The organism is Streptomyces sp. NBC_01352, assembly GCF_036237295.1.
Taxonomy (GTDB): domain Bacteria; phylum Actinomycetota; class Actinomycetes; order Streptomycetales; family Streptomycetaceae; genus Streptomyces; species Streptomyces plumbiresistens.
Map to the genome: position 1 here is coordinate 7,334,120 of NZ_CP108354.1, position 25,133 is coordinate 7,359,252.

General features: G+C 69.7%; 18 protein-coding genes, 3 tRNA genes and 1 pseudogene. 13 read left to right on the forward strand and 9 right to left on the reverse strand.

Annotated elements, in window-relative coordinates; translation table 11 throughout:
* Positions 1-139 precede the first annotated feature (139 nt).
* From OG252_RS34050 to OG252_RS34070, 5 genes are all read left to right on the forward strand, one after another.
* Entirely contained in the window at positions 140-1,060 is a 921-nt protein-coding gene (locus tag OG252_RS34050; protein ID WP_266439852.1) for a sirohydrochlorin chelatase, read from the forward strand.
* 169 nt (positions 1,061-1,229) lie between these two features.
* Positions 1,230-2,525: a deoxyguanosinetriphosphate triphosphohydrolase gene (locus OG252_RS34055; protein WP_266439854.1), complete on the forward strand. Its 1,296-nt coding sequence runs from the start codon at positions 1,230-1,232 to the stop codon at positions 2,523-2,525.
* Between the two features lie 135 nt (positions 2,526-2,660).
* Entirely contained in the window at positions 2,661-3,926 is a 1,266-nt protein-coding gene (locus OG252_RS34060) for an NAD(P)/FAD-dependent oxidoreductase (protein ID WP_266439856.1), read from the forward strand.
* A 47-nt stretch (positions 3,927-3,973) separates the two neighbouring features.
* The gene (gene dnaG / locus OG252_RS34065) at positions 3,974-5,875 is read left to right on the forward strand and encodes a DNA primase (protein ID WP_329340950.1); all 1,902 of its coding nucleotides are present in this window, start codon (positions 3,974-3,976) and stop codon (positions 5,873-5,875) included.
* Between the two features lie 106 nt (positions 5,876-5,981).
* The gene (locus tag OG252_RS34070) at positions 5,982-7,271 is read left to right on the forward strand and encodes an RNA polymerase sigma factor (RefSeq protein WP_329340952.1); all 1,290 of its coding nucleotides are present in this window, start codon (positions 5,982-5,984) and stop codon (positions 7,269-7,271) included.
* Positions 7,272-7,446: 175 nt separating this feature from the next.
* Here OG252_RS34070 and OG252_RS34075 read toward each other — a convergent pair whose 3' ends face one another.
* From OG252_RS34075 to OG252_RS34090, 4 genes are all read right to left on the reverse strand, one after another.
* On the reverse strand, positions 7,447-9,375 hold the full coding sequence (locus tag OG252_RS34075; RefSeq protein WP_329340954.1) for an ABC transporter ATP-binding protein: 1,929 nt from the start codon (positions 9,373-9,375) through the stop codon (positions 7,447-7,449).
* Complete coding sequence (locus OG252_RS34080; RefSeq protein WP_329340956.1) at positions 9,375-11,108, reverse strand: ABC transporter ATP-binding protein; 1,734 nt, start codon at positions 11,106-11,108, stop codon at positions 9,375-9,377. The genes OG252_RS34075 and OG252_RS34080 overlap by 1 nt, the downstream gene beginning before the upstream one ends.
* Positions 11,109-11,297: 189 nt before the next feature.
* A complete protein-coding gene (locus OG252_RS34085) occupies positions 11,298-12,752 on the reverse strand; it encodes an FGGY family carbohydrate kinase (RefSeq protein WP_266439866.1) in 1,455 nt (484 codons plus the stop codon).
* A 117-nt stretch (positions 12,753-12,869) separates the two neighbouring features.
* Positions 12,870-13,175 (reverse strand): YtxH domain-containing protein, encoded by a 306-nt coding sequence (locus OG252_RS34090; RefSeq protein WP_266439867.1) that lies wholly within the window; start codon positions 13,173-13,175, stop codon positions 12,870-12,872.
* 159 nt (positions 13,176-13,334) lie between these two features.
* On the opposite strand from OG252_RS34090, the gene OG252_RS34095 reads away from it, so the two are divergent.
* The 3 genes from OG252_RS34095 (at position 13,335) to OG252_RS34105 (ending at position 13,738) form a co-directional block, all read left to right on the forward strand.
* Positions 13,335-13,407: transfer RNA gene (locus OG252_RS34095), tRNA-Asn, on the forward strand.
* Between the two features lie 6 nt (positions 13,408-13,413).
* A tRNA-Asn gene (locus OG252_RS34100) sits at positions 13,414-13,486 on the forward strand.
* A gap of 178 nt (positions 13,487-13,664) precedes the next feature.
* Positions 13,665-13,738 (forward strand) — tRNA-Ile (locus tag OG252_RS34105).
* Between the two features lie 807 nt (positions 13,739-14,545).
* Here the strand turns inward: OG252_RS34105 and OG252_RS34110 are convergent.
* Entirely contained in the window at positions 14,546-14,785 is a 240-nt protein-coding gene (locus tag OG252_RS34110; protein ID WP_329340961.1) for a DUF2568 domain-containing protein, read from the reverse strand.
* 5 nt (positions 14,786-14,790) lie between these two features.
* On the opposite strand from OG252_RS34110, the gene OG252_RS34115 reads away from it, so the two are divergent.
* Both OG252_RS34115 and OG252_RS34120 read left to right on the forward strand, forming a co-directional pair.
* The gene (locus OG252_RS34115) at positions 14,791-15,246 is read left to right on the forward strand and encodes an aromatic-ring hydroxylase C-terminal domain-containing protein (protein ID WP_329340963.1); all 456 of its coding nucleotides are present in this window, start codon (positions 14,791-14,793) and stop codon (positions 15,244-15,246) included.
* Positions 15,247-15,332: 86 nt separating this feature from the next.
* Positions 15,333-17,483 (forward strand): MMPL family transporter, encoded by a 2,151-nt coding sequence (locus tag OG252_RS34120; RefSeq protein WP_329340965.1) that lies wholly within the window; start codon positions 15,333-15,335, stop codon positions 17,481-17,483.
* 302 nt (positions 17,484-17,785) lie between these two features.
* On the opposite strand, the gene OG252_RS34125 is transcribed toward OG252_RS34120, so the two are convergent.
* Together OG252_RS34125 and OG252_RS34130 are read right to left on the reverse strand one after the other, a co-directional pair.
* Positions 17,786-19,234 (reverse strand): sensor histidine kinase, encoded by a 1,449-nt coding sequence (locus OG252_RS34125; RefSeq protein WP_329340967.1) that lies wholly within the window; start codon positions 19,232-19,234, stop codon positions 17,786-17,788.
* The gene (locus OG252_RS34130; protein ID WP_323186074.1) at positions 19,231-19,914 is read right to left on the reverse strand and encodes a response regulator transcription factor; all 684 of its coding nucleotides are present in this window, start codon (positions 19,912-19,914) and stop codon (positions 19,231-19,233) included. Before OG252_RS34130 ends, OG252_RS34125 begins: the two co-directional genes overlap by 4 nt.
* Before the next feature lie 225 nt (positions 19,915-20,139).
* Here OG252_RS34130 and OG252_RS34135 point away from each other — a divergent pair, with 225 nt between their 5' ends.
* Positions 20,140-20,289, forward strand: coding sequence for a hypothetical protein (locus tag OG252_RS34135; RefSeq protein WP_266439873.1), 150 nt, complete (start codon positions 20,140-20,142; stop codon positions 20,287-20,289).
* A 376-nt stretch (positions 20,290-20,665) separates the two neighbouring features.
* Here the strand turns inward: OG252_RS34135 and OG252_RS34140 are convergent, their stop codons facing one another.
* Both OG252_RS34140 and OG252_RS34145 read right to left on the reverse strand, forming a co-directional pair.
* Positions 20,666-21,217, reverse strand: a complete 552-nt coding sequence (locus tag OG252_RS34140; protein WP_329340970.1) for a cupin domain-containing protein — start codon at positions 21,215-21,217, stop codon at positions 20,666-20,668.
* Positions 21,218-21,571: 354 nt separating this feature from the next.
* A pseudogene (locus OG252_RS34145) lies at positions 21,572-21,976 on the reverse strand (aminotransferase class III-fold pyridoxal phosphate-dependent enzyme); the annotation flags it as partial.
* Positions 21,977-23,134: 1,158 nt separating this feature from the next.
* Here OG252_RS34145 and OG252_RS34150 point away from each other — a divergent pair.
* Together OG252_RS34150 and OG252_RS34155 are read left to right on the forward strand one after the other, a co-directional pair.
* Positions 23,135-24,196, forward strand: a complete 1,062-nt coding sequence (locus OG252_RS34150) for a branched-chain amino acid ABC transporter substrate-binding protein (protein ID WP_329340972.1) — start codon at positions 23,135-23,137, stop codon at positions 24,194-24,196.
* Positions 24,197-24,218: 22 nt separating this feature from the next.
* Positions 24,219-25,130, forward strand: a complete 912-nt coding sequence (locus OG252_RS34155) for a branched-chain amino acid ABC transporter permease (protein ID WP_329340974.1) — start codon at positions 24,219-24,221, stop codon at positions 25,128-25,130.
* Positions 25,131-25,133: the final 3 nt, after the last annotated feature.

A 25,133-nucleotide genomic window follows, 5' to 3' on the forward strand; every position in this document is an offset into this window, starting at 1 on the left:
CGTGACCAGCTTCACTCCGTTCCGCGAACCCGCAGGTCACAACACCTCACAGCCCCCCTGCACCCCACCGTGAACCGCCCGAAAACACCCGTCATTCCCGCGCAACCGGGTGGCAACCTCCCGCCGCCACCATCGGTTCATGACGGCGACGAGCAAAACGAGCAAGTCGAACGTTCCTGGTGAGAAGACCACGACCCGCCCCGTCGGAGCCCTGCCGCTTCCGGGGGCCGACCTCGACAGTACGGCGCACATCATGAACCGGATCAGCAGCCAGCTCGCCACCCAGCTCAGCCTCGTCTCCCTCGACGGCCGCCGACGCCCCGAGCCGCCCGCGCTCGTCCTGGTCGCCCACGGCAGCCGCGACCCGCGCACGCTGAGCACGGTCCACACGCTCGTCGAGCGCGTCCGCGAGCTGCGCCCCGGTCTGCCCGTGCACCTCGGCCACATCGAGCTGAACGAGCCCCTGCTCCCCGACACGCTCGCCTCCCTCGGCACCGGCGAGGCCGTCCTCGTACCGCTGCTCCTGAGCCGCGGCTACCACGTCAAGCGCGACATCCCCGAGATGGCCGCCGCCGCCCGGGCACACACGCGCGTGGCCGCCCCGCTCGGCCCGCACCCCCTCCTCGTCGAGACCCTGCACGCCCGTCTCGTCGAGGCCGGCTGGCGCACCCGCATGGACGACACCACCCGCCGCTCCAGCGCGGTCGTCCTCGCCGCGGCCGGCTCCCGCGACCCGGAGGCGGCCATCGACACGGGCCGCACGGCCCACCTCCTCGCGGAACGCCTGGGCGTACCGGTGGTCCCGGCCTACGCCTCCGCCGCCACTCCGACGGTCGACACGGCGATCCGCGCCCTCGCAGCCCAGGGCCGCGACCGAGTGGCGGTGGCCTCCTACTTCACGGCCCCGGGCCTCTTCGCCACCCAGTGCGCGGAAGCGGCCCCCTGGATAGCCTCGGCCCCCCTGGGCACCCACCCCGCAATGGCCCGCCTGGTACTGCACCGCTACGACCAGTCCCTGGCAACGCAGGTGACAACAGCACCGGCACTGGCCTCGGCTTAAAAGCGCCGGGAGGGGCCGACGCCCCTAAAGGGGCGCGGGACTGTATTTGATATGCGGCTCCGCCGCGTGGGCGCGACAAGCCACATCGCATCCGCAGTCGCGAAACAACAGGACTCGGCAGACGAGAAGGCGCACCCCAATTGTCACCACCTGCGCTTACTGTCGAGACATGGAAGGCACCGACCCCGCACACAAGAACCACATCCCACCCCCCGGCTACGACCCGACGTCAGTCGACCGCTGGGCCACCGAACCGGACAAACGCCCAGGCCGCACCGCCTTCCAACGCGACCGAGCCCGCGTACTCCATTCCTCCGCGCTCAGAAGACTCGCCGGCAAGACCCAAGTGGTAACGCCCGGCACCCGCAGCCAGGTCTGGGACGCCAGCCCCCGCACCCGCCTCACGCACTCCCTGGAGTGTGCCCAGGTGGGCCGCGAACTCGGCGCAGCCCTCGGTTGCGACCCCGACCTGGTGGAGGCCGCCTGCCTCTCCCACGACCTCGGCCACCCCCCGTTCGGCCACAACGGCGAAGTGGCACTGAACGAGTTCGCCGACGACTGCGGCGGCTTCGAGGGCAACGCCCAGTCGCTGAGGCTCCTGACCCGCATCGAGCCCAAGCGCTTCACCGCCGAAGGCTCCGTCGGCCTCAACCTCACCCGGGCCACGTTGGACGCCGCCACCAAGTACCCCTGGCCCCGGGGCGCCCACCCCACCGACCCGAAGTCCCCGAAGTTCGGCGTCTACGACGACGACCGCCCCGTCTTCGACTGGGTCCGCAAGGGCGCCCCCGGCACCCGCACCACCTTCGAGGCCCAGGTCATGGACTGGTCCGACGACGTGGCGTACTCCGTGCACGACGTCGAGGACGGCCTGCACGCCGGCCACATCGACCCCAACTGCCTGCACGCCGAACCGGAACGCCGGGCGGTCTTCGCGGTCGCCATCGGCCGGTACGTCCCCGAGGACACCGACCCCGCCGAACTCGCCGAGGCCCTCGACCGCCTCCAGGACCAGGAGTGGTGGCCGCACGGCTACGACGGCTCGGCCGTCGCCCAGGCCCGTCTCAAGGACGCCACCAGCCAGCTCATCGGCCGCTTCTGCCTCGCCGCCGAGGCCGCCACGCGCGCGGCGTACGGCACCGGGCGGCTCACCCGCTACACCGCCGAACTGGTCGTACCCCACGAGATCCGCCTCGAGTGCGCGGTCCTCAAGGCGGTCGCCGACCGGTACGTCATGCAGCGCGCCGAGCAGGAGAGACTCCGCGCCGACCAGCGGATCGTGGTCGCCGAGCTGGCCGAGGCGCTCACCGTCCGCGCGCCGGACGGCCTGGACCCCCAGTTCCGCGCCCTGTTCGACCGGGCGTCCGACGACCGCGCGCGCAAGCGGGTGATCGTCGACCAGATCGCGTCCCTGACCGACGCCTCGGCCCGTTCGCTTCACGCACACCTGACGGGGCACCTATGAGACTGCCGAGGTAGGAGTGACGTGAAACAAGCCCGAACGTGACCCTCCGTGGCCTGAACGGGGCACTCCCTCTTCCCGCATCACGCTGCGTGCGGGACGCTCGCATGTGGCGGCACCCTTACGAGGAGGCATCAAGTGGTCGACGCGGATCAGACATTCGTCATCGTCGGTGGCGGTCTCGCCGGCGCGAAGGCGGCCGAGACGCTCCGAGCGGAGGGCTTCACCGGCCGCGTGATACTGATCTGCGACGAACGCGACCACCCGTACGAGCGCCCGCCCCTCTCCAAGGGCTACCTCCTCGGCAAGGAGGAGCGCGACAGCGTCTTCGTGCACGAACCGGCCTGGTACGCGCGCAACGACATCGAGCTGCACCTCGGCCAGACCGTCGACGCCGTCGACCGCACCGCGAAGACGGTCCGCTTCGGCGAGGACGGCACCGTCGTCCGCTACGACAAGCTGCTTCTGGCCACCGGCGCCGAGCCGCGCCGCCTGGACATCCCGGGCACCGGCCTCGCGGGCGTCCACCATCTGCGGCGCCTCGCCCACGCCGAGCGCCTCAAGGGCGTGCTGGCCGCCCTCGGCCGGGACAACGGCCACATCGTGATCGCCGGCGCCGGCTGGATCGGCCTGGAGGTCGCGGCGGCGGCCCGCGAGTACGGCGCCGAGGTCACCGTCGTCGAGCCCGAGCCGACCCCGCTGTACGGCGCCCTGGGCCCCGAGCTCGGCAACCTCTTCGCCGAGCTGCACCGCGAGCACGGCGTCCGCTTCCACTTCGGCGCCCGGCTGACCGAGATCGTCGGCCAGGACGGCGTGGTCCTCGCGGCCCGCACCGACGACGGCGAGGAGCACCCCGCGCACGACGTCCTCGCGGCGGTCGGAGCGGCCCCCCGCGTCGGCCTCGCGGAGGCGGCGGGACTGCGGATCGCCGAGCGCGCGCACGGCGGCGGCGTCATGGTCGACGAACAGCTGCGCACCTCCGACCCCGACATCTACGCGGCCGGCGACGTGGCCTCCTTCCACCACGCCCTCTACGGTGCCCGGCTGCGCGTCGAGCACTGGGCCAACGCCCTGAACGGCGGTCCGGCGGCGGCCCGCGCGATGCTCGGCCGCGAGCTCACCTACGACCGCGTGCCCTACTTCTTCTCCGACCAGTACGACATGGGGATGGAGTACAGCGGCTGGGCGCCCCCGGGGTCCTACGACGAAGTGGTGATCCGGGGGGACGCGGGAAAGCGTGAGTTCATCGCTTTCTGGGTGAAGGAGAACCGGGTGCTGGCCGGGATGAACGTGAACGTGTGGGACGTCACAGAGCCCATCCAGCAGCTGATTCGTACCAAGGCTCAGGTGGACACCGAGGCGCTCGCGAACCCGCACGTTCCGCTGGACAGCCTGGCCTCATGACCTGACGAGTGCGATCGACTGTCACACCGCACCCGTAGAATTCACGCGTGGCAGGACGGATCAACGACGAGGACGTGAAGGCGGTACGGGACGCGGTCCCGATCGACGCCGTGGTGTCCGAGTACCTCCAGCTACGGAACGCGGGCGGCGGCAACCTCAAGGGCCTGTGCCCCTTCCACGACGAGAAGTCGCCGTCCTTCCAGGTCAGCCCGAGCAAGGGGCTCTTCCACTGCTTCGGCTGCCAGGAGGGCGGCGACACCATCACGTTCGTGATGAAGGTCGACCACCTCTCCTTCTCCGAGGCGGTCGAGCGCCTCGCCGCCCAGGCCGGCATCACGCTGCGCTACGAGGAGGGCGGGTACAACCCCTCCCACCAGCGCGGCGAACGCATCCGCCTGGTCGAGGCCCACAAGGTCGCCGCCCAGTGGTACGTGGAGCAGCTGGCCACCAGCCCCGAGGCCGAGACCGGCCGCAAGTTCCTCGCCGAGCGCGGCTTCGACCAGTCCGCCGCCGAGTACTTCTCCGTCGGCTACAGCCCCCAGGGCTGGGACCATCTCACCCGCTACCTCCGCGGCAAGGGCTTCACCGACAAGGAGCTCCTCCTCTCCGGCCTCTCCCAGGAGGGCCGCCGCGGCCCCATCGACCGCTTCCGCGGCCGCCTGATGTGGCCCATCCGCGACATCGGCGGGGAAGTGGTCGGCTTCGGCGCCCGCAAGCTCTACGAGACGGACAACGGCCCCAAGTACCTCAACACCCCCGACACGGCGATCTACCGGAAGTCCCAGGTCCTCTACGGCATCGACCTGGCGAAGAAGGACATCGCCAAGTCCAGCCGCGCGGTCGTGGTCGAGGGCTACACGGACGTCATGGCCTGCCACCTGGCAGGAGTGACGACGGCGATCGCGACCTGCGGTACGGCCTTCGGCAGCGACCACATCAAGATCCTCCGCCGTCTGCTGATGGACAACGGCAGCGCCCGCGTGATCTTCACCTTCGACGGCGACGCGGCCGGCCAAAAGGCCGCCCTCCGCGCCTTCGAGGACGACCAGAAGTTCGCCGCCGAGACGTACATCGCGATCGCCCCCGACAACATGGACCCCTGCGACCTGCGCCTGGCCAAGGGCGACGAGGCGGTCGCCGACCTGGTCGAACCCCGCACCCCGCTCTTCGAGTTCGCGCTGCGCCAGATCGTCGTCCGCTACGACCTGGACACCCCGGCGGGCCGCGCGGCGGCGCTGGACGAGGCCGCCCCCATCGTCGCCCGCATCAAGAACACCGGCGCCCAGCACGAGGTCGCCGTGCAGCTCGCCGGCATGCTCGGCATCCTCGACACCCAGTTCGTCGTCAAGCGGGTCGCCCAGCTGGCCCGTTGGGCCCGCGACCGCGGCGGCCAGGGCCCGGCACCCCAGCGGGTCCGCGGGCAGCAGTACGACGCCCCGGCCCGGCCCGCCGTGTCAGGACCGGCGCTCAACCTCCGCAACCCCGTCTACGCCACCGAGCGCGAGCTCCTCAAACTCGCCCTCCAGCACCCCGAGCTGGTCTCCCCGGCCTTCGACGCGTACGGCATCGACGAGTTCACCGCCCCGCCCTACGCGGCCGTACGCCAGGCGATCATGGACGCGGGCGGCGCCGAGTACGGCGTCCAGGACCCCCAGGAGTACCTGGTCCGGGTCCGTGACGCGGCCCCGGACGACGCCGTGCGCGCGATGGTCACGGAGCTCGCGGTCGAGGCGATCATGCGCAAGACGGTCGACGAGAACTACGCGGGCGAACAACTGGTGACCGTACGACGCAGGGCCGTGGCCCGCCGTATCCCCGACCTCCAGAGCGCCCTGACCAGGCTCGGCCACAACGCGGACCCGGCCCAGGTCGCCGCCATCCAGAACGAGATGATGATCCTCACGCGGTACGACAGGGCACTCCAGGAACAGGGCCCCGCCGCACTCTGAGACCGGACGGCGATCGTCACGGTAACCACCCGGTCACGGACCGGACTCAAAAAGTCCCCGCACGCCCCTCGTGGCGGCGATGTGTCGTACTCCACACTGGGTTCCGGTGCCTGAGTCCTCGGAGCGCGGCCGATCCGTCCCCAACGGATCCCACACCCCCGCGGTTCCGCTCATCGCGTACGGGACGGACAGCGGCGAGGCCGTCGACTCCGCTCCCGAAGCAGCGCTGCCGCACACCTCAGCAGCGATCATCCTGGAGGTCGCCCCCGTGCAGACCCAGACCCTCGCCCAGACCGACACGCGTACCGACGGCACGGAACCGGACACGGAGACCGACACGCTCGTCGCGGTCCCGCCGCAGAACCGTGCCGTGCACCACCCCGAGGCGGAGCCCGAGGCCCCGCCGGCCGACGCGCTGGACAGCGCCGAGGCCCCCGAACCCGTCGAGGTTCCCGAGCCGCCCCGCGGCCGCGCCGACAACGGCGCCCCCTCCTCGGACCTGTTCCGCCAGTACCTGCGGGAGATCGGCCGCATCCCGCTGCTCACCGCGGCCGAGGAGGTCGAACTGGCCCGCCGCGTCGAGGCCGGCCTGTTCGCCGAGGAGAAGCTGAGCAACACCCCCGACGTCGAAAGCCAGTTGGCCCTCGACCTGGACAAACTGGTCGTGATGGGCCGCATGGCCAAGCGCCGCCTGATCGAGGCGAACCTGCGGCTGGTCGTGTCCGTCGCCAAGCGGTACGTCGGCCGCGGGCTGACCATGCTCGACCTCGTCCAGGAGGGCAACCTGGGCCTGATCAGGGCCGTCGAGAAGTTCGACTACGCCCGCGGCTACAAGTTCTCCACGTACGCCACCTGGTGGATCCGCCAGGCCATGTCCCGCGCCCTCGCCGACCAGGCCCGCACCATCCGCGTCCCGGTCCACGTCGTCGAGCTGATCAACCGGGTCGTCCGCGTCCAGCGCCGCATGCTCCAGGAACGGGGCTACGAACCGACGCCGGAAGAGGTCGCCGCCCACCTGGACCTGGCCCCGGAGCGGGTCAGCGAGGTCCTGCGCCTGGCCCAGGAACCCGTCTCCCTGCACGCCCCCGTGGGCGAGGAGGACGACGTGGCCCTCGGCGACCTCATAGAGGACGGCGACGCCGCATCCCCCGTCGAGTCCGCCGCGTTCCTGCTGCTCAGGGAGCACCTGGAAGCGGTGCTGTCAACCCTCGGGGAGCGGGAGCGGAAGGTCGTACAACTCCGCTACGGCCTCGCCGACGGCCGCCCGCGCACCCTGGAGGAGATAGGCCGCATCTTCGGCGTGACCCGGGAGCGGATCCGCCAGATCGAGTCGAAGACCTTGAACAAGCTCCGTGACCACGCCTTCGCGGACCAGCTCAGGGGCTACTTGGACTGAGGCAGGAGTCTCTCGCCCCCGCCGCCCCTTCCCCCAGACCCCCGTTTCGCGCTTCGCGCTCGTCCTCAAACGCCGGACGGGCTGAAGTCAGCCCCTCCGGCGTTTGAGGAGCGGGGGTTTGGGGGCGGAGCCCCCAAGGTCGGGAACGGGAAGGGGCGGCGGGGGCGAAAAACCGTCAGTCCACCTCAGCCACCGCTTGCGCGAACTGCGCCTTGTACAGCCGCGCGTACGCCCCGTCGGCCGCCAGCAGATCCGCGTGCGCGCCCTGCTCCACGATCGACCCGTTCTCCATCACCAGAATCGTGTCCGCGTCCCGGATCGTCGACAGCCGGTGCGCGATGACGAACGACGTACGCCCGTGCGCGAGCTTGGCCATCGCCTTCTGGATCAGCACCTCGGTCCGGGTGTCCACCGAACTCGTCGCCTCGTCGAGGACCAGGATCACCGGGTCGGACAGGAACGCCCGCGCGATGGTGATCAGCTGCTTCTCACCGGCGCTGACCCCGCTGCCCTCGTCGTCGATCACGGTGTCGTAGCCGTCGGGCAGCGTCCGCACGAACCGGTCCGCGTGGGCCGCGCGCGCCGCCTCCTCGATCTCCCCGCGCGTGACCTCGCGGGAGGCGCCGTACGCGATGTTCTCGGCGATCGTGCCGCCGAACAGCCAGGTGTCCTGGAGCACCATGCCGATCCCGGAGCGCAGTTCGTCCCGGGACATCTGCGCGATGTCGACGCCGTCGAGGGTGATCCGGCCGCCGGACACCTCGTAGAACCGCATGAGCAGGTTCACCAGGGTCGTCTTGCCGGCTCCCGTCGGTCCGACGATCGCGACCGTGTGACCCGGCTCGACCTTCAGCGACAGATCCTCGATGAGCGGCTTGTCGGGGTCGTACCGGAACGACACGTGCTCCAGCGCCACCCGCCCGCGCAGCTCCTCGGGCTTCGCGCCCGGCATCGGGTCCGCGCCCTGCTCCTCCGCGTCCAGGATCTCGAAGACCCGCTCCGCCGAGGCGACCCCCGACTGCACCAGGTTCGCCATCGAGGCGACCTGCGTCAGCGGCATCGAGAACTGCCGCGAGTACTGGATGAAGGCCTGCACATCGCCGATGGACAGCGCACCGGCCGCCACCCGCAGCCCGCCGATGACCGCGACCAGGACGTACGTCAGGTTCGACACGAACATCATCAGCGGCTGCATGATCCCGCTGTTGAACTGCGCCTTGAACCCGGCCTCGTACAGCGCCTCGTTCTGCTCGGCGAACTGCTGCGCCGACTCCTCCTGACGGCCGAACACCTTCACCAGGGCGTGCCCGGTGTACATCTCCTCGACGTGCGCGTTGAGCTTGCCGGTGGTGCGCCACTGCTGCACGAAGTGCGGCTGCGACCGCTTGCCGACGCGGGTGGCGACGACGTACGACAGCGGCACGGTGACGAGCGCGACCAGCGCCAGCAGCCAGGACACCCAGAACATCATCACGAGCACACCGATGATGGTGAGCAGGGAGTTGATGAGCTGGCCCATCGACTGCTGCAGGGTCTGCCCGATGTTGTCGATGTCGTTGGTGGCCCGGGACAGCACCTCACCGCGCTGCCGCTTGTCGAAGTACGCCAGCGGCAGCCGCGACAGCTTGCTCTGCACGTCCTCGCGCATCCGGTACATCGTCCGGTTGACCGCCCGGTTCACCAGCCGGGTGGCCGCCAGCATCAGCACACCGGCCACCAGGAACACGGCGAGCGCGAGCAGCAGCACCTGGCCGACGGCATCGAAGTCGATGCCCTTGCCCGGGGTGAAGTCGGTGCTGCGGAGCATGTCGGCGACGGAGCCCTCGCCCCGCTCGCGCATCGAGTCGAGGACTTCCTGCTTGCTCGACCCGGCGGGCATCTGCCGGCCGATGATTCCCGCGAAGACCAGGTCGGTGGCCCTGCCGAGGATCTTCGGCCCGACGACCGACAGAGCGACGCTCACCGTCACGCAGATCAGCAGCGCGTAGATGGTCAGCCGCTCGGGCTTGAACTGGGCCATGAGGCGTTTGCCCGACCCCTTGAAGTCCATCGAATGGTGGTCGGGGCCGGTCCCGGCCATCATCCGCCCTGCAGGCCCCGCCATCAGGCAGCCTCCGCTTCCGTCAGCTGGGAGAGCACGATCTCCCGATAGGTCTCGTTGTCCGCCATCAGCTCCTGGTGCCGTCCGGTCCCGACGACCCGGCCCTCGTCGAGGACGACGATCCGGTCGGCGTCCCGGATGGTCGACACCCGCTGGGCGACGATCACGACGGTCGCCTCGGCGGTCTCCTGGGCCAGTGCCGCACGCAGGGCCGCGTCGGTCGCGTAGTCGAGGGCGGAGAAGGAGTCGTCGAAGAGGTAGATCTCCGGCCGCTGCACCAGGGTGCGGGCGATGGCGAGCCGCTGCCGCTGCCCGCCCGACACGTTCGTCCCGCCCTGTGCGATCGGCGCGTCGAGCCCGCCCTCCAGCCGCTCGACGAAGTCCTTGGCCTGCGCCACCTCCAGCGCGTGCCACAGCTCCTCGTCGGTCGCGTCCGGATTGCCGTAGCGCAGGTTGGTGGCGACCGTGCCCGCGAACAGGTAGGGCCGCTGCGGCACCATGCTGACGGTCTTCGCCAGCAGCACCGGGTCGATGGTCGCCACGTCCACGCCGTCGACGAGCACCTCGCCGTCGGTCGCGTCGAACAGCCGCGGCACCAGCCCCAGCAGCGTCGACTTGCCGCTGCCGGTCGACCCGATCACGGCGGTCGTCTCGCCCGGCCGGGCCACCAGGTCGATCGACTTCAGCACCGGCTCCTCGGCCCCCGGATAGCGGAAGCCCGCCCCGCGGAGCTCCAGATGCCCGTGCCGGCGCAGCTCCAGCACCGGTGCCTTCGGCGGCACCACACTCGACGAGGTGCCGAGGACCTCCTCGATGCGCTCGGCGCAGACCTCCGCGCGCGGCACCATCATGAACATGAACGTGGCCATCATCACGGACATCACGATCTGCATCAGATAGGCCAGGAACGCGGTCAGGTCGCCGATCTGCATCTCCCCGCCGTCGATGCGATGCGCGCCGAACCACACCACCGCGATCGACGACAGGTTGACCACCGTCATGACCATCGGGAACATCAGCGCGAGCAGGTTGCCGGAGGCCAGCGCGGTGTCGGTCAGATCGGCGTTGGCCTTGCGGAAGCGTTGCTGCTCGTACTCGTCCCGCACGAAGGCGCGGATGACGCGGTTGCCGGTGATCTGCTCGCGCAGCACCCGGTTCACCGTGTCCAGCTTCACCTGCATGGACCGGAACAGCGGCCGCAGAGCGCGCACGATGAGCGTCAGGCAGATACCCATCACCGGCACCACCGCGACGAGCACTCCGGACAGCGGCACGTCCAGTCCGAGCGCCAGCACGATGCCGCCCACGCACATGATCGGCGCGGACACCATCAGCGTGAACGTCATCAGGGCCAGCATCTGGATCTGCTGGACGTCATTGGTCGTCCGCGTGATCAGCGAGGGCGCGCCGAACTGGCCGACCTCGCGCGCCGAGAAGGACTGCACCTGGTCGAAGATGTCGGCCCGCAGGTCGCGGCCGATCGCCGAGGCGGTCTTCGCGCCGTAGTACACGGCACCGACGTTGCACACGACCTGCACCAGCGAGATACCGATCATCACGGCGCCGAACGAGAGGATGTAGCCGGTGTCGCCCTGCACGACGCCGCTGTCGATGATGTCCGCGTTCAGCGTGGGCAGGTAGAGAGTGGCGCAGGTCTGCAGGAACTGCAGCAGCACCAGCAGGGTGATGGGTTTCTTGTAGGGCCTGATATAGGTCCGCAGAAGTCGTATGAGCACGCTCGGTCTCTCGGAGTCGGCGGTGGGGGCGGGGTGGGTTGGTTGCCCCTGGCCCCTATCGTCGGACACTCCACCCGTGTTACCTCAACCGATTAAGCCGACAGCAGTGTTTCGTACGGCCTTCCGGGCCCGGCTCATACCGGAGTCTTACGTTCCTCCGATGTCCCTCCGACGTCCCTACGACCGTTCCTACGACCGGAACGCCCCCGGATGCGTCTGCTCCCGCACCGACACGAACTGCTGCCGCACGGCCTGCCCGACCGCCAGCTCGTCACCGGGATCCAGGACCTGCGCCGCCGCCCCCTGCCAGGCCGGCGGGGTACGCGGGTCCAGGGTCCCCTGCGACACCCCCAGCGCCCAGGCGGCCTGCCGGGCCGCGCCGATCGCCGCGTAGTCCGCCGGCTGCGGTACGACGACCTGCGCGCCGAACAGCGCGGGCGCCGAGGCCTGCACGGCGGACAGCTCGGCCGCCGCCCCCAGCAGGAAGACCCGCCGCACCTCCACACCCCGGCCGCGCATCACGTCGAGCGCGTCCGCGAGCCCGCACAGCATGCCCTCGAACGCGGCCCGCGCCAGATGCTCCGGCTTCATCGACTCGCGCCGCAGACCCGCCAGCGTCCCGGCGGTGTGCGGCAGATTCGGCGTCCGCTCACCCTCCAGATACGGCAGCAGCACCAGCCCGTGCGCCCCCGGCGTCGACTTCATCGCCAGGTCGGACAGGCTCTCCAGATCGGCGAGCCCCAGCATCTCGGCGGCCCCGCGCAAGGTCCGTACGGCGTTCAGCGTGGTGACGACCGGCAGGTGCATGCCGGTGGCGTCCGCCAACGACGTGATCATCCCGCTCTGGTCGACCAGCGCCTCGGGGTGCACGGCCATCACGGACCCGGAGGCCCCGAGGGACACCACCGCATCCCCCAGGCCGAGCCCAAGACCGAAGGCGGCGGCCATCGTCTCGCCGGTCCCGGCGGAGATCAGCAGCCCCTCCGGGGTCGTACCGGCCGCGTCGGAGGGCCCGATCACCTCGGGCAGCATGACCTGATGACCGAGCGCCAGCTCGACGAGATCGGGCCGGTAGGCGCCGGTGGCGGCCGACCAGTACCCGGTCCCGGAAGCCCCACCACGATCGGTGGTCCGTCTCACCGGACGTCCGAGTAGCTGCCACACCAGCCAGTCGTGGGCCTGCAGCAGGACGGCGGTGCGCTGGGCGGCCTCGGGTTCGGTCCTGGCGAGCCAGCGCAGCTTGGCCACCGGCTGCGCGGCCTGCGGCACACTGCCGACCGCCTGCGCCCACGCCTCGCGCCCGCCGAGCGCGTCGACCAGATCGGCCGCCGCGACCTGCGCCCGCTTGTCCGCGCCGGCCATCGCCGGCCGCACCGTGTTGCCCTGGGAATCCAGCGGCACCACCGCGTTCTGCTGCGCGGACACGCCGATGGCCTGCACGCCCTCCAGCAGCCCGCCGCCGGCGGCTTCACCGAGGGACAGCAGCCAGGCCTGCGGGTCGACATCGGAAGGCCGCGAACCGCCGTCGGCGTTCTCCAACGGATGCGGTGCGTAGCCCTGCCTGAGCACGGCACCCGTGTCAGAGTCACAGACGACGATACGAGTGAAATCGGGCGAACTGTCCAACCCGGCGACTATCCCCATGGCCAAAATTCTGCCGTACCGCCGCACCTGCTGGGGCCATGGGCGCCGCAGGGTGCGTGCGGATGGTCGGGCGAGGGCGCGTTGTGGCTGGTCGCGCGCCCCCACACACTGGTGCGGTCAGGTGTTGCTCGTGCCCCAGTCGTCCTCTGCTGTGCCGTTGGTGTTGCGTTCACGCAGGGAGCGGACCCGCTGGGCCACCGAGTCCGGGACCCGGTCGCCGACCCTCTCGCTCACCACGTGGTACGCCTTGCCCGCGTACTGACGGCCCTGCTGCGCCGCCGTCTCCGCGGTGTTGCGGACGGCGGGGTTCTGCGCGACCTGGCGTGCGGACTTCTTCAGCTGCTCGTAGCGCTCGCGTCCGGCCTTCGTGCCCAGCACGTAACCCAGAGCGAGTCCGACGACGAACGTGAGCCGGTAGCGCATGACGGCCACCCTTCCCTCGTGTAGGTCTCCGGTGCGGCATCGGTGCCAGGGGGGAACCGATTGGCGGAGCACCCCCCTGCTTGCGCTAATGTATGTGTCGCAGCGACCGCCCGCTCCCTGGCGAATACCCAGGGAGGTACGTTCGATGCAACGAGGCAATCCTCCGTAGCTCAATTGGCAGAGCAGCCGGCTGTTAACCGGCAGGTTACTGGTTCGAGTCCAGTCGGGGGAGCTTCGATCTTCCGTAGCTCAATTGGCAGAGCAGCCGGCTGTTAACCGGCAGGTTACTGGTTCGAGTCCAGTCGGGAGAGCATGTTGAGAGAGGACCCCGTAGGGGTCCTTTTTCATGTCCCGGGGAACCGGGCATGGCGTAGCCGCAGTCCTCAGGCGCGTGGACGCCGTGCGAAGCCGACCATGCGAGGCAGGAGATCGTATGAGCGGCTATGCTGCGGCAGACGGCGCGCACACATGTACGCGACACGCCGCGATGGGGCGGTAGCTCAGCCGGTTAGAGCAGCGGACTCATAATCCGTCGGCCGTGGGTTCGAGTCCCACCCGCCCCACCTGCGCAGGCTTTGACCTGCGGAAACGTTCATTTTTGGGTGTCGGATCGTCAACTTTGCCTGGACGGACTGGATCCGCTGCTCGCGGGTTTGGTGTTGTGGCTGTCGGTGGCTCTTCGAACTGGCCTGACCTGCATAGATGTGCTGCCGCCGCGGTCGGGGACGTTGCTGAATATGGCCGGTGTGAGCGGCTGGACGTCGAATTCGGGACGCCGGCAGGACACAGGGAAACGGAAGTGTCCGTTCCGATGCCGTGCCGTCGATGCCGGCCAAGGCTGGGCAGGGGCATCCGAGTGGTGGGGTGGCGCGAGGTTGGGCCTCGGCTTCGCTGATCACCGAGCCGCTGCTGAGGCCGGCCGGAGCGACGGCTTAACGGCCCGTACTGAAGACGGCCGAACTTCTCAAGGAGTCGCATCACGAGGCTGCGAGTCGTGGCCGCGAGCTACTACGAGGCGTTGGTCCGCTACGGGGAAAGCGTTCTCGTGACGGACCTCCAGGGCCGGCATCATCAGGGCCGCTGCTCGGGTTCGGCGGGTGCCGAGGGTGAGGTCGGTGGGGTGGCCCTGATCGCGCAGCGGGGTCGTGATGCCGGTGTGGGGGGCGCGGCGGGTTTCGTCGTGGTTGGAGAGGGCTCGGGTGGCGGGGGCGCCGACCGTCGCCAGGTCGGTGATCGTGCGGGCGATGACCTCCCTCAGCTTGTCTGCCTCCCGGGCGCGCTTGAGGAAGTCGAAGTTGGGTGTGGCTCTGTGGGAGGGATGGCTCCGCCGGCGCGCATCCGGCCAACGGCGCGAACGTATCGGAGGCGGATCAGTGGCTGAGCAGCCAGCCGATTCGGTCGTAGGCGAGGACCTGGTAGCCGACCATGATCACAAGGAGCCGGCGGGCCGCGCGGGGCAGGCCGGCGAAGTTGAGCGCGGCCACCGCGCCGAAGAACACAGTGAGTTCGAGGAGCAGGCGCACTGGTCCGGGGGTGTGGATATCGCTCTCGCCAGAACGGGACGGGTCATCCGGCACGGCGAAGGAACCCCACGCCCAGCCCACAGCCACGGGCAGTGCGACGACCAGCAGCCAGCGCCACGGAGAGGGGACCTTGCGCCAGGACCCTCGACGACGCCCACCGGTACGTCGCCGACATGCTCGCCGGCATGGACGTCCGGTACGACCTGGGCGACGACCACCGGTTCGTCGGCACCCTGTGCCCGGACCTGAAGTTGACGCTGGAGCGGCCCGACCCGGACGTCGTCACCGCGGTGACCCGGTCGGCGGACCTGCTGCGTGAGGGTCGTGGGCTCCTGCTCGACCTCGTCTACCGCGCGGAGGTCCGCGACGCCGCGGCCGCGTGGACCGGACGGGTCAACACCGTCACCGCCCGCACGGACCGGGTGGACGTCGACGCGTTGCTCATCCGGCCCGACGGCTGTGTCGCCTGGGCCTTGCCTACCGGGCAGGACCTCGACGCCACCACGCTGGTGCGTGCGCTGGGCACATGGTTCGCCCAACCGGCCTGAGCACCGTATTAACAGTCGTCTCAGGTTCGCTCGGTAGGAAGCAGGCATCCAGATAAGCGATGCAACCCGTATGTAGGAGGCTAGTGATGGCAGTCAACGCAGCGCCGTCCGGGGAAGCGCCGGCCGGTCGGTTGGCAGGCCGGTGGGTGCCGTGGTTAGTGATTGGCTTGTGGCTGGTGCTGGCGGCGGGCATGGTGCCGCTGAGCGGAAAGTTGAGCTCGGTCACCACCGACAGCGCCGTGGACACCCTGCCGGCCAGTGCCGAGTCCACCAAGGTGGCGGTGCTGGACGACAGTCTCCCCGGCGGTGACGACAACACGTTCGTCTTCGTGTACCACCGCGCCGGCGGCATGACCGACGCCGACCGCGCGACGGTCGAGCGCCACTACGACACCCTTGCCAAGCGGTACCCGCCGAAGGCGACGGCGGCGGCCGGCGAGGACGACGAGGGCTCACCGACGAGCCCCTCCACCGACCGCAAGGCGATGATGTTCACCCTCGAGGTGAGCACGGCCTACGGCGCACCGGAGGACATCGTCGGCCCGTTACGTGACGCCGCGAAGGACCGCCCCTCCGGCCTGGAACTCGACGTGACCGGCCCGGGCGCGATCGACGGCGACATGGACGCCGTCTTCGACGGCATCGACGTGCAGGTCCTCCTCACCACCATCGTCGTCGTCACGCTCCTGCTCATCCTCACCTACCGCAGCCCGGTGTTGTGGATCATCCCGCTGGTGGCCGTCGGCGCGGCCGCACTGACCTCGATGGGGACCGTCTACCTGCTCGTCAAGGGCTTCGGCATCGTGGTCAACGACCAGAACTCGGCGCTGCTGACGATCCTGGTATTCGGCGTCGGCACGGACTACGCGCTGTTGCTCATCGCTCGATATCGGGAGGCACTGCACCACCATGAGAACGTCCGGGTCGCGATGGTCCACGCGCTCCGCGGCGCGGCGCCGGCCATCGTCGCGTCCGCGGCCACCGTGGTCGCCGGCCTGCTCTGCCTGCTCGTCGCGGACCTGAACAGCACCAGCGGGTTGGGCCCGATCGGTGCGGCCGGCATCCTGTGCGCGCTGGTGGCCATGCTGACGCTGTTCCCGGCGGTGCTCGTGGTGCTCGGCAGGCGGATCTTCTGGCCGGCCATCCCGCGGTTCAGCACGGCCGTGGAGGAGAAGCCGGGGCTGTGGGGACGGCTCGGCACCGCCATCAGCCGCCGCCGGTGGGTGGCGACGCTCGGCTCGCTCGGAGTCCTCGGCGTGCTCGCCCTCGGGCTGGCGGGCAACACCGGCGCCCTGCGGGAGCAGGACCAGTTCCTGTCCGCGCCGGAGTCGGTCACCGGCTTCACCGTTGTCCGCCAGCACTTCCCGGAGCTCGGCGGCCAGCCGATGACGATCTTCACGCGGCCGGCGCACCAGGAGCGGGTGCTCGACATCGTCAAGGACACTCGCGGTGTGGCCCTGGCCATTCCGGAGCAGACCAGCGGTGGCTGGGCCAACATCTCCGTGTTCCCGAAGGACGCGCCGGACACCGTCGCGGAGTACGACACGATCAAGCGGGTGCGCACCGCCGTGCACGCGGTGAGCGGGGCGGAGGCGATCGTCGGCGGGCCGAGTGCGGAGAACCTCGACACCGAGGTGACCACCAAGCGCGACGAGAAGCTGGTGATCCCGCTGGTGCTCGCCGTCGTCCTGATCGTCCTCGGGCTGCTGCTGCGCGCGATCCTGGCCCCGCTGATCCTGATGGCCACCGTGATCGTCTCATTCGCCGCAGCCTTCGGCGGCAGCGTGTTCGTCTTCGACACGATCCTCGGGTTCAAGGGGATCGACTATTCGGTGCCGCTGCTGGCATTCCTGTTCCTGGTGGCGCTCGGCGTCGACTACAACATCTTCCTGGCCAGCCGGGCCCGGGAGGAGACCGTGCGTCTCGGCACCAGAGAGGGCATGCTCAAAGCCCTCTCGGCCACCGGTGGCGTCATCACCTCGGCAGGCCTGGTCCTGGCGGCCACGTTCGCGGTCCTCGCCACACTTCCGCTGGTGATGCTGATCGAGGTCGGGTTCCTGGTCGCCTTCGGCGTGCTGCTCGACGCCCTGCTGGTGCGGTCGGTCCTGGTGCCCGCCCTCACCTTGCTGATCGGCCGGCGGATGTGGTGGCCGAGCCGGCTGTCCCGTCCAGCGGCGGAGCTGCCGGACGGCAAACAACCGCTCGCCGACGACGAGGAGCCCGCGCTGCAACGTTGAGCGCGGCAGCACGGACGAGATCCGGGACGGGGACCCAGGCCCGTCCCGGATTTTTTTCATGGGCCCGACGGTCGCCGCCCTTTGGTCCTGCGCCACGCGCCGGGGCTGGGGTCGGCGCACCGTGTCCTGCCCGGTGGCGGGCCGCGCGGGCCATTGCCCGACGGTCGCCGCCCTTGGTCCTGCGCCGTGCGGCCGGGGTTGGGGTCGGCGCATCGCGGTGTCCTGCCCCGACGGTGAGCCGCGCGGGGCCATGCCCGAGGGCCGCCGCCGTCCCTTGTCCCGCGCCGCGCCGCCGGGGCGGGTCAGCGCACCGCGGTGTCCTCCCCGGCGGTGAGCCGCGCGATCGGGGCGGGCGCCGCGGCCGGAAGGTCGACCCGAAGCAGTGCGCCACCGCGTGCGGAGCGGGCGACCGTGGCCCGGCCGCCGTGGGCGTCGACGACCCGCTGCACGATCGACAGCCCCAGACCGGATCCCGGCAACGCCCGGGCGCTGTCGGCACGGTAGAACCGGTCGAACACCCGCGGTACGTCGGCGGCGTCGATGCCCGGCCCGGCGTCGTCGACCTCGAGCACCGCCGACGCGCCCTCGATACGGAGCCGGACCTGGACCGGCTGGTCCGCGGGGGACCACTTGCCGGCGTTGTCGATGAGGTTGAGCACCGCCCGCTCGAGCGCAGCGGGACGCCCGCTCACCCACACAGAGGTCACGTCGAGCGCGACCTCGATGTCGGGCACGCGGGAACCCGCCCGGGTCGCGGCGGCCACCACCACGTCGGCGAGGTCGAGGACCTCGGTGCTCTCGTCGCTGACGTCACCGCGCGCCAGGTCGGTCAGCTCGGCGGCAAGGGTGCTCAACTCGGTCACCTGGGCGCCGAGATCGTTGAGTAGCCGGGTCCGGCTCTCCGCCGGCAGTGCGCTGTCCAGGGTGCCGCGCCGATCGAGCCGGATCAGCAGCTCGACGTTGAGGCGCAGGCTGGTGAGCGGGGTCTTGAGCTCGTGGGCGGCGTCCTCGGCGAGCAGCCGCTGGGCCCGCCGGGAGTCCCGGAGCGCGGCGAGCATGTCGTTGATCGACTGGATCAGCCGCCGGATCTCCCCACCGCCCTCATCCGGGATGTCGGCGTCGAGATCCCGGGTGTGCGCGACACGTACCGCGGCGGCGGTCAGCCGGTCGATCGGTGCCAGCCCGGTCCGCGCCACGGTCCGCCCGACAAGGGCGCCGCCGACCACGCAGAGCAGCCCGATCAGCAGCATGCCGAACCCGAACCGGTTGATCGGGCTGTCGTCGACGACGCGGGCCACCTGGACCGCGCCGTCGCCCGCCCGCAGCGTGTAGATGATGAAGCCGTCCTCGTCGCTGTCGTTCGACTCCATCAGGTCGGCCGACGCGCCCTGCGCCACGCGCCCGGCGTCCTCGCTGACCGGGGGCAGCGCGGGTTGGCCGGCCGGCGTCCGGATCGAGCCGTCGGGCAGGATGACCCGCACCAGCCGACCGGACCCGGGATACGGCGGTAGCTGGACCTGCGCCAGACCGGCGCGCTCCGCGTTCGTCGCCAGGACGCGGGAGTCGGCGCGCAGCTGATTCTCGGCGGTGTCCCGCAGCTCCCAGTCCAGTAGCTGGCTGGCCACCTGGAAGGCCACGAACACGCTGACCGCGATGGCCGTCGCCGCGATCACCGTCAGCCTGGTCCGCAGGGACCGCCGGCGCCACCATCGGGTCAGCCGGCGCGGTTCCCGGCCGGCGGGCCTGCTCACGGAGGAGTCTCCCGCAACGTGTATCCCAGGCCGCGCAGCGTGTAGATCAATCGCGGCTCACCCTCGGCCTCCATCTTGCGGCGCAGGTAGCTCACGTATACCTGGAGGTTGTTGGCGGTGGAGCTCATGCCGAAGCCCCAGATCGCCCCGAACAGCGCGTCGCGGGTCAAGACCCGGGTCGCGTTGCTCACGAGGACCTGCAGGAGGGAGAACTCGGTCCGGGTCAGGTGCAGCGGCCGCCCGCCCCGCCACGCCTCGAATCTGTCCGGATCGAGCCGGACGTCGGCGAACGACAGGATCTGCGACTCCTCGTCGGTCGGCGTGCGCCGGCGCAGCAGGGCCCGCACCCGGGCCAGCAACTCCTCGGTGGCGAACGGCTTGGGCAGGTAGTCGTCGGCGCCCGCGTCCAGCCCCGCGACCCGGTCGGAGACCTGGTCACGGGCGGTCAGCATCAGCACCGGCAGATCCTGGCCCGCGGCCCGCAACCGCCGGCAGGTCTCCAACCCGCCGAGGCGGGGCATCATCACGTCGAGGAGCAGCAGATCCGGCGCGTCGCCACCGACCCCGTCGAGCACGGCGAAACCGTTGGCGACGGTGCTGGTGTCGTAACCCTCGACCTGGAGCACCCGCTCCAGCGAATCCCGGATGGCCGCCTCGTCATCCGCGATCATGATCCGCACGCCGGCCCGCCCCCTTCCAGTCGATGTTTTTTGCCGCTCATTGTCCCCGATCAACCTGAGACCAGGATTAGAGCGTCGCTGGGGACCGCGCTCTTACGGATACCTAGGAAATGGAACCTACTACGAGCATCTGCCCCGCAGTTCGGAGTCGCGGGTGTACTGGGCGATGACCGCGGTGATACTGCGTCGGCTGACCGGGGCGACCACATCGGCCTGGCGCACCGCATGACCGGCGGGGAGCTGACGCTCGGCGCGGTGCCGGCGCGGCTGGAGGAGCGGGAACGCGAGATCACCCCACGGGCCGAGACGGTGCGGGAACAGGTCGCGCAGCTGACCGCACAGCTCGACGAACGCACGGGGCGGGCCCGGACTTGATCACCGGGCCGTTGCGCCTTCGGCCGGGCAGTGTCTGTTCGCTGGCTGTGCCTTGGCGCGCGGCCTATGCAGCTCCGATGCTGTTGCGATGTCGTTCAACTACGTCTGGTGCGGGTTTCGGGGCGGCGGTGGCGAGGAGGAGCGCGGTGAGGGGGAGGACGGCCTCGGTCCACGGGGCGCGGATCGGCCGGTGCACCGCGGTCCGAGGGCGTGCGCGGCGCGGTCGATTTCGTCGGCGGTGGTGTCGCGGCCGATGCCGAGCCTCATGGTGCGCGCGGCCTGCCGCGGGGTACCGGCGGCCGTCAGCACCGGCGACGGCGTGGTGCGGTCGCTGCTGCCCGCGTCGACGAGTGCCTGCTCGCGGGTGGACGGGGCGCTACCCCTGTCCGGACCGGAGTACATAGAGGCTCGGCAGGTTGATGACCACGGCCTCCTGCGTGCTGCGGGCGATCACGACGACGGCCTCGTCGTACGGGTCGGGGTTCTCCTCGCGGTGCGGCACGAAGGGCGGGACGAAGACGTAGTCGCCCGGCCCGGTGCGCAACCGCACCTCCTCGGGTTCCGCTCCGTGTTCGGCGGGGTCGGCGAGGAAGACGAACTCGGGGTGTCCGCTGACGATGTAGATGGCGGTTTCGGAGTCGCCATGGTGGTGGTCGGCCGAGGCGGTCGCGGGCGCAACCGTGGTCTGCCCCATCCACATCCGCTCCGAGCCGACCCTGGCCCCACTGATCGCGGCGAAGCGACGCATACCGCCGGTCTGCGCCGTGCCGCCGTCCAGGTCGTCGGCGCGGATGTGGTGCACCCGCTGGCGTGCCTCAGGCAGCGGGCCGCTCGGACCGTCGGGCAGGTCTGGATGGAAGCCGTCACGGGCGCAGTCCTCCGTCGCGGCGGAGACGGGCGGGGTCGGCAGCGAGGGTTGTGAGGTCATGGGAACCTTCCTGGGGATCGCGGAATCCGTCCTACGTGGCCTGGTGTGGCGCGCTTCTACCTGAGCTCAACTTCGACAAAGCGGAATTCGTACCCGTTCACGTTGACGAGGTTGTGCGCGACACCGGCAGACCGTGCGTAGGAAACGCCGGCGTGCATCTCTACTTCGCGTTCCCCTGCTGAGTCCTCCACGCGCACCGTTCCAGTGATCAAGGGAACGACCACGTAGTCGTGTGCGTGAACGTGATGGCCTGTCTCGGCGCCCGGGGCGAAGCGCCACTGCGTGACAACGACTCGATCCGTATCCATCTGAACAGTTGACCTTGCTTTCACCTGTAACAACCTCCATATTCCATGCGTTCTCGACCGCCTCGGCGCCGGAGTTGCACAGCGCCGACTTCTTGCGTGGTCACCCGGGTCAGATCGGCCGGCCGCTCGGCGACCTCCACGCACTCCTCGTGCGGCACCGTGAAACGGGTGTGGGTGAAGTCCGCCAGATGCGCGGACGCGCGGTGTACTACCGCCGCCGCGCTGTTGCCGGCCGAGGTCGTGGCGATGCCGGACTCGAAATCGATCAGCTAGTTGCCGTCGACTAGTTGCCGTCGACGTCCTCCAGCACGCCGCCTCCGGCACGCGTGACGAACACCGGCAGCGTCACGCAGACGTCGGCGACCGCCGCCGACTTGCCGGCCGGCAACTGCTGCGACTTCGGACGGGGAACGGACGTGATGAGTCGGCGCTCCCGGACAAGTTCGCTCATGACCGGAGCTCTCCCTCTCCGTGCGATGTTCGTGCCGTGAATTTCCCGCAGATTAGGCGGAGTTCCGGTGGATCCGCGCACTCCGACAGGGCGCAGCGGTGACATCGTTTTCGACGCGGCGGACGGTTCCCTTGAGTGCCGGCCCGTGCGGGTACACATGCGAGGGCAAACGGTGAGAGGCCTCGACCTGAGTCTTGGACACGCCTTACGCGCTGCGCGTCCATGGATTTGATGTTGTGTCGGAAGTCGCCTCGAAGGCGATCGGGCTGCGCTGCCCAACCCGGAGTGGCTCGCTTACTGGATCGGGCGGTGCCGTCGAGTACCTGTCGCAACCGCTTGACGACGAAGCGGCGCTGGTGGTCGGCGACGAATTGGAAGCGGTTTGTTTCACCAGCGCGTATCCCCGGCGAAACACTTGGCCGTCTTCCGCAGGATGTCGCGCTTTTCCTCCAGCTCACGGACCTTCTTGTACGGCTCGGACAGCTCCGCCTCCCGCGAGGAACAGTGGACTGCCCCGGCGGGCGCGGCCGGACGGCGAACGTGTCCAAGGCCCGGGGGCAAGGCCCGCAGCCGGCTGGGTCAGCCGCTGGAAACATCGTGCCGAACGCCTTCGGCAGCGACTCTCGACAGCACGTCGGCAACCCCAACTGCCCTGGTTGTCCTGACATTTGACAGACATCAGCCATGCCCAGCGACCGCCTCTTCCGCCACGCACGAACTCCGCCCGGTCCGCAAGCTCCACTTCGGATAATCGGTGGATGGTTGTCATACGCGATGGAGCATGTACGCATTCCACGGCCCGCTCTAGCCTTCCCTGATTTAAGGTGCCCGAGAATTTCCGCACCCTTGATCAGGAAACTCCGAACTTTCTAAAACCGCTGTTGTGCAAAGTGTTTTGGAAATCTACCGTCTGTGCCCACGTAGCCCGGAGTTATCGGCCTACCCGCACAGCGGAGATGCTTCGTTGCCTCCCAGTGTGACCACGTAGAGATACCTGCATGTAGCAGGAACCCCGCTCCAGGAGGCATCCCAGTGATATGTAATCGGTCCAGATTTCTTGGCGCCGGCGTCGCACTGACCAGTGTCGCGCTGGTCTCCGCCTGTGGCGGCAACAGTGCGTCAGGCGGCGACAGCGGGACCGGCGCGATCAAGATAGGTGTGGTCGCGCCGCTGTCCGGGGACTCCGCCTCCGCCGGCACGGACATCGTGAACGCCGCCAAGCTCGCGGCCAAGGAGATCAACAAGGACGGCGGCCTGCTCGGCGGCCGGAAGGTCGAGCTCGTGGTCGTCGACGACGCCTGCGACGCGCAGACCGGCACCGCCGCGATGCAGAAGCTGATGTCGCAGAAGGTGGTGGCCGTGGCGGGCGGCTACTGCTCGGGCGCCGCCATCGCCGAGACCGTGATCACCGACAAGCGCAACGTCCCCTTCATCGCCGACGCGCAGACGAACGTGCAGATCACCGACCGCGGCCTCAAGCACGTCTTCCGCACCATCGGCCGTGACGACAAGCAGGGCGAGTTCGCCGCGAAGTACCTGGTGGAGTCCCTCAAGGCGAAGAACGTCGCGGTCATCCACGACAACACGGCCTACGCGAAGGGACTCGCCGAGGCGGCCAGGAGCAGCCTCGGAAAGCTCGGCGGCAAGGACGTCTTCTTCGACGCCATCACCCCCGGCGCCAAGGACTTCACCTCCTTCCTGACCAAGGTGAAGAGCACCGATCCCCAGGCGATCTACTTCACCGGCTACTTCGCCGACGCCGGCCTGGTGCTCAAGCAGGCGCGTGAGCTGGGCATCACGGTCCCGATCATCGGCGGCGATGCGACCCAGGACGCGACCGTCATCAAGACCGCCGGCTCTGCCTCCGAGGGCTTCGCCACCACGACCGCCCCGCTGCCCTCCTTCATCAGTTCGGCCGCCGGGTTCGTCACCGCGTACAAGGAGGCGTACGACACCGACGCGGGTCCGTTCGCGCCCTACGAGTACGACGCGATCAAGGTGATCGCCGACGCCATCGGGCGGGCGAAGTCCGCTGACTCGCAGAAGATCACCGACGCGCTGCACACCACCAAGGACTACGCGGGCATCACCGGCGCGATCAACTTCGAGCCGAACGGCGACAGGAAGAACGCGGTCTATGTGACCGCCGTCGTGAAGGACTCCAAGTTCGTCCCCGGCAAGACCCTCGACGCCTCGGGCGCGTGGGTCGACGCGGGCTGACCGGGCCGGCGCACAGACCGACATGCACGAATTCCTCCAGTACACGCTCAACGGCCTGACGGTCGGGGCGTTCTACGCGCTGGTCGCGTTGGGCTACACGATGGTGTACGGGATCATCCGGCTCATCAACTTCGCCCACGGCGACTTCTTCATGGTGGGCGGCTTCCTCGCACTGGGAGTGCTCAGCCTGCTGGCCAACGGCGGCATGCCGGCCGGTGTCCTCGTCGTGGTCGCGCTCGTCGCGGCCACGGCGGTCACCGGCGCACTCGGTGTGGCTTCCGCCCGTATCGTCTACCTGCCCCTGCTCAAGGCCCCGCAACTGTCGCTGCTGGTCTCCGCCCTCGGACTGTCGCTCGCCGTCGAGTACGGCACCGCGCTGTCGCAGGGCACCGGCTTCAAGAGCGTCCCGCACATCGGCTTCCTCTCCGCCGAGAACGCGATCCAGCTGACCGACAGCGTCCGGCTGACCTACGCGCAGCTGGGCATCTTCGGTGTCAGCGTGGTGTTGATGGCCGCGCTGTTCTTCTTCGTGCAGCGCACCGTCACCGGCACCACCATGCGCACCCTGGCGATGGACCAGGACGCCGCACGGCTGATGGGCATCAACGTCGAGCGCACCATCCTGCTGACGTTCCTCATCGGCGCCGGGCTCGCCGGCACGGCGGGCACCATGTACGCCCTGTACTACCCGCAGGTCAACTTCCTGATGGGCTTCCTTCTCGGCCTCCGCGCCTTCACCGCCGCTGTTATCGGCGGCATCGGCAACATCCCCGGAGCCATGGTGGGCGGCGTCATCATCGGGCTGCTGGAGTCCTACGCCACCGGCTATGTGTCCGGGCGGTGGACCGACGTGGTGGTCTTCGGCACGCTCATCGCCGTACTCGTCGTGAGACCGAGCGGTCTGCTCGGCGAGCGCGTGGCAGAAAGGGTGTGACAA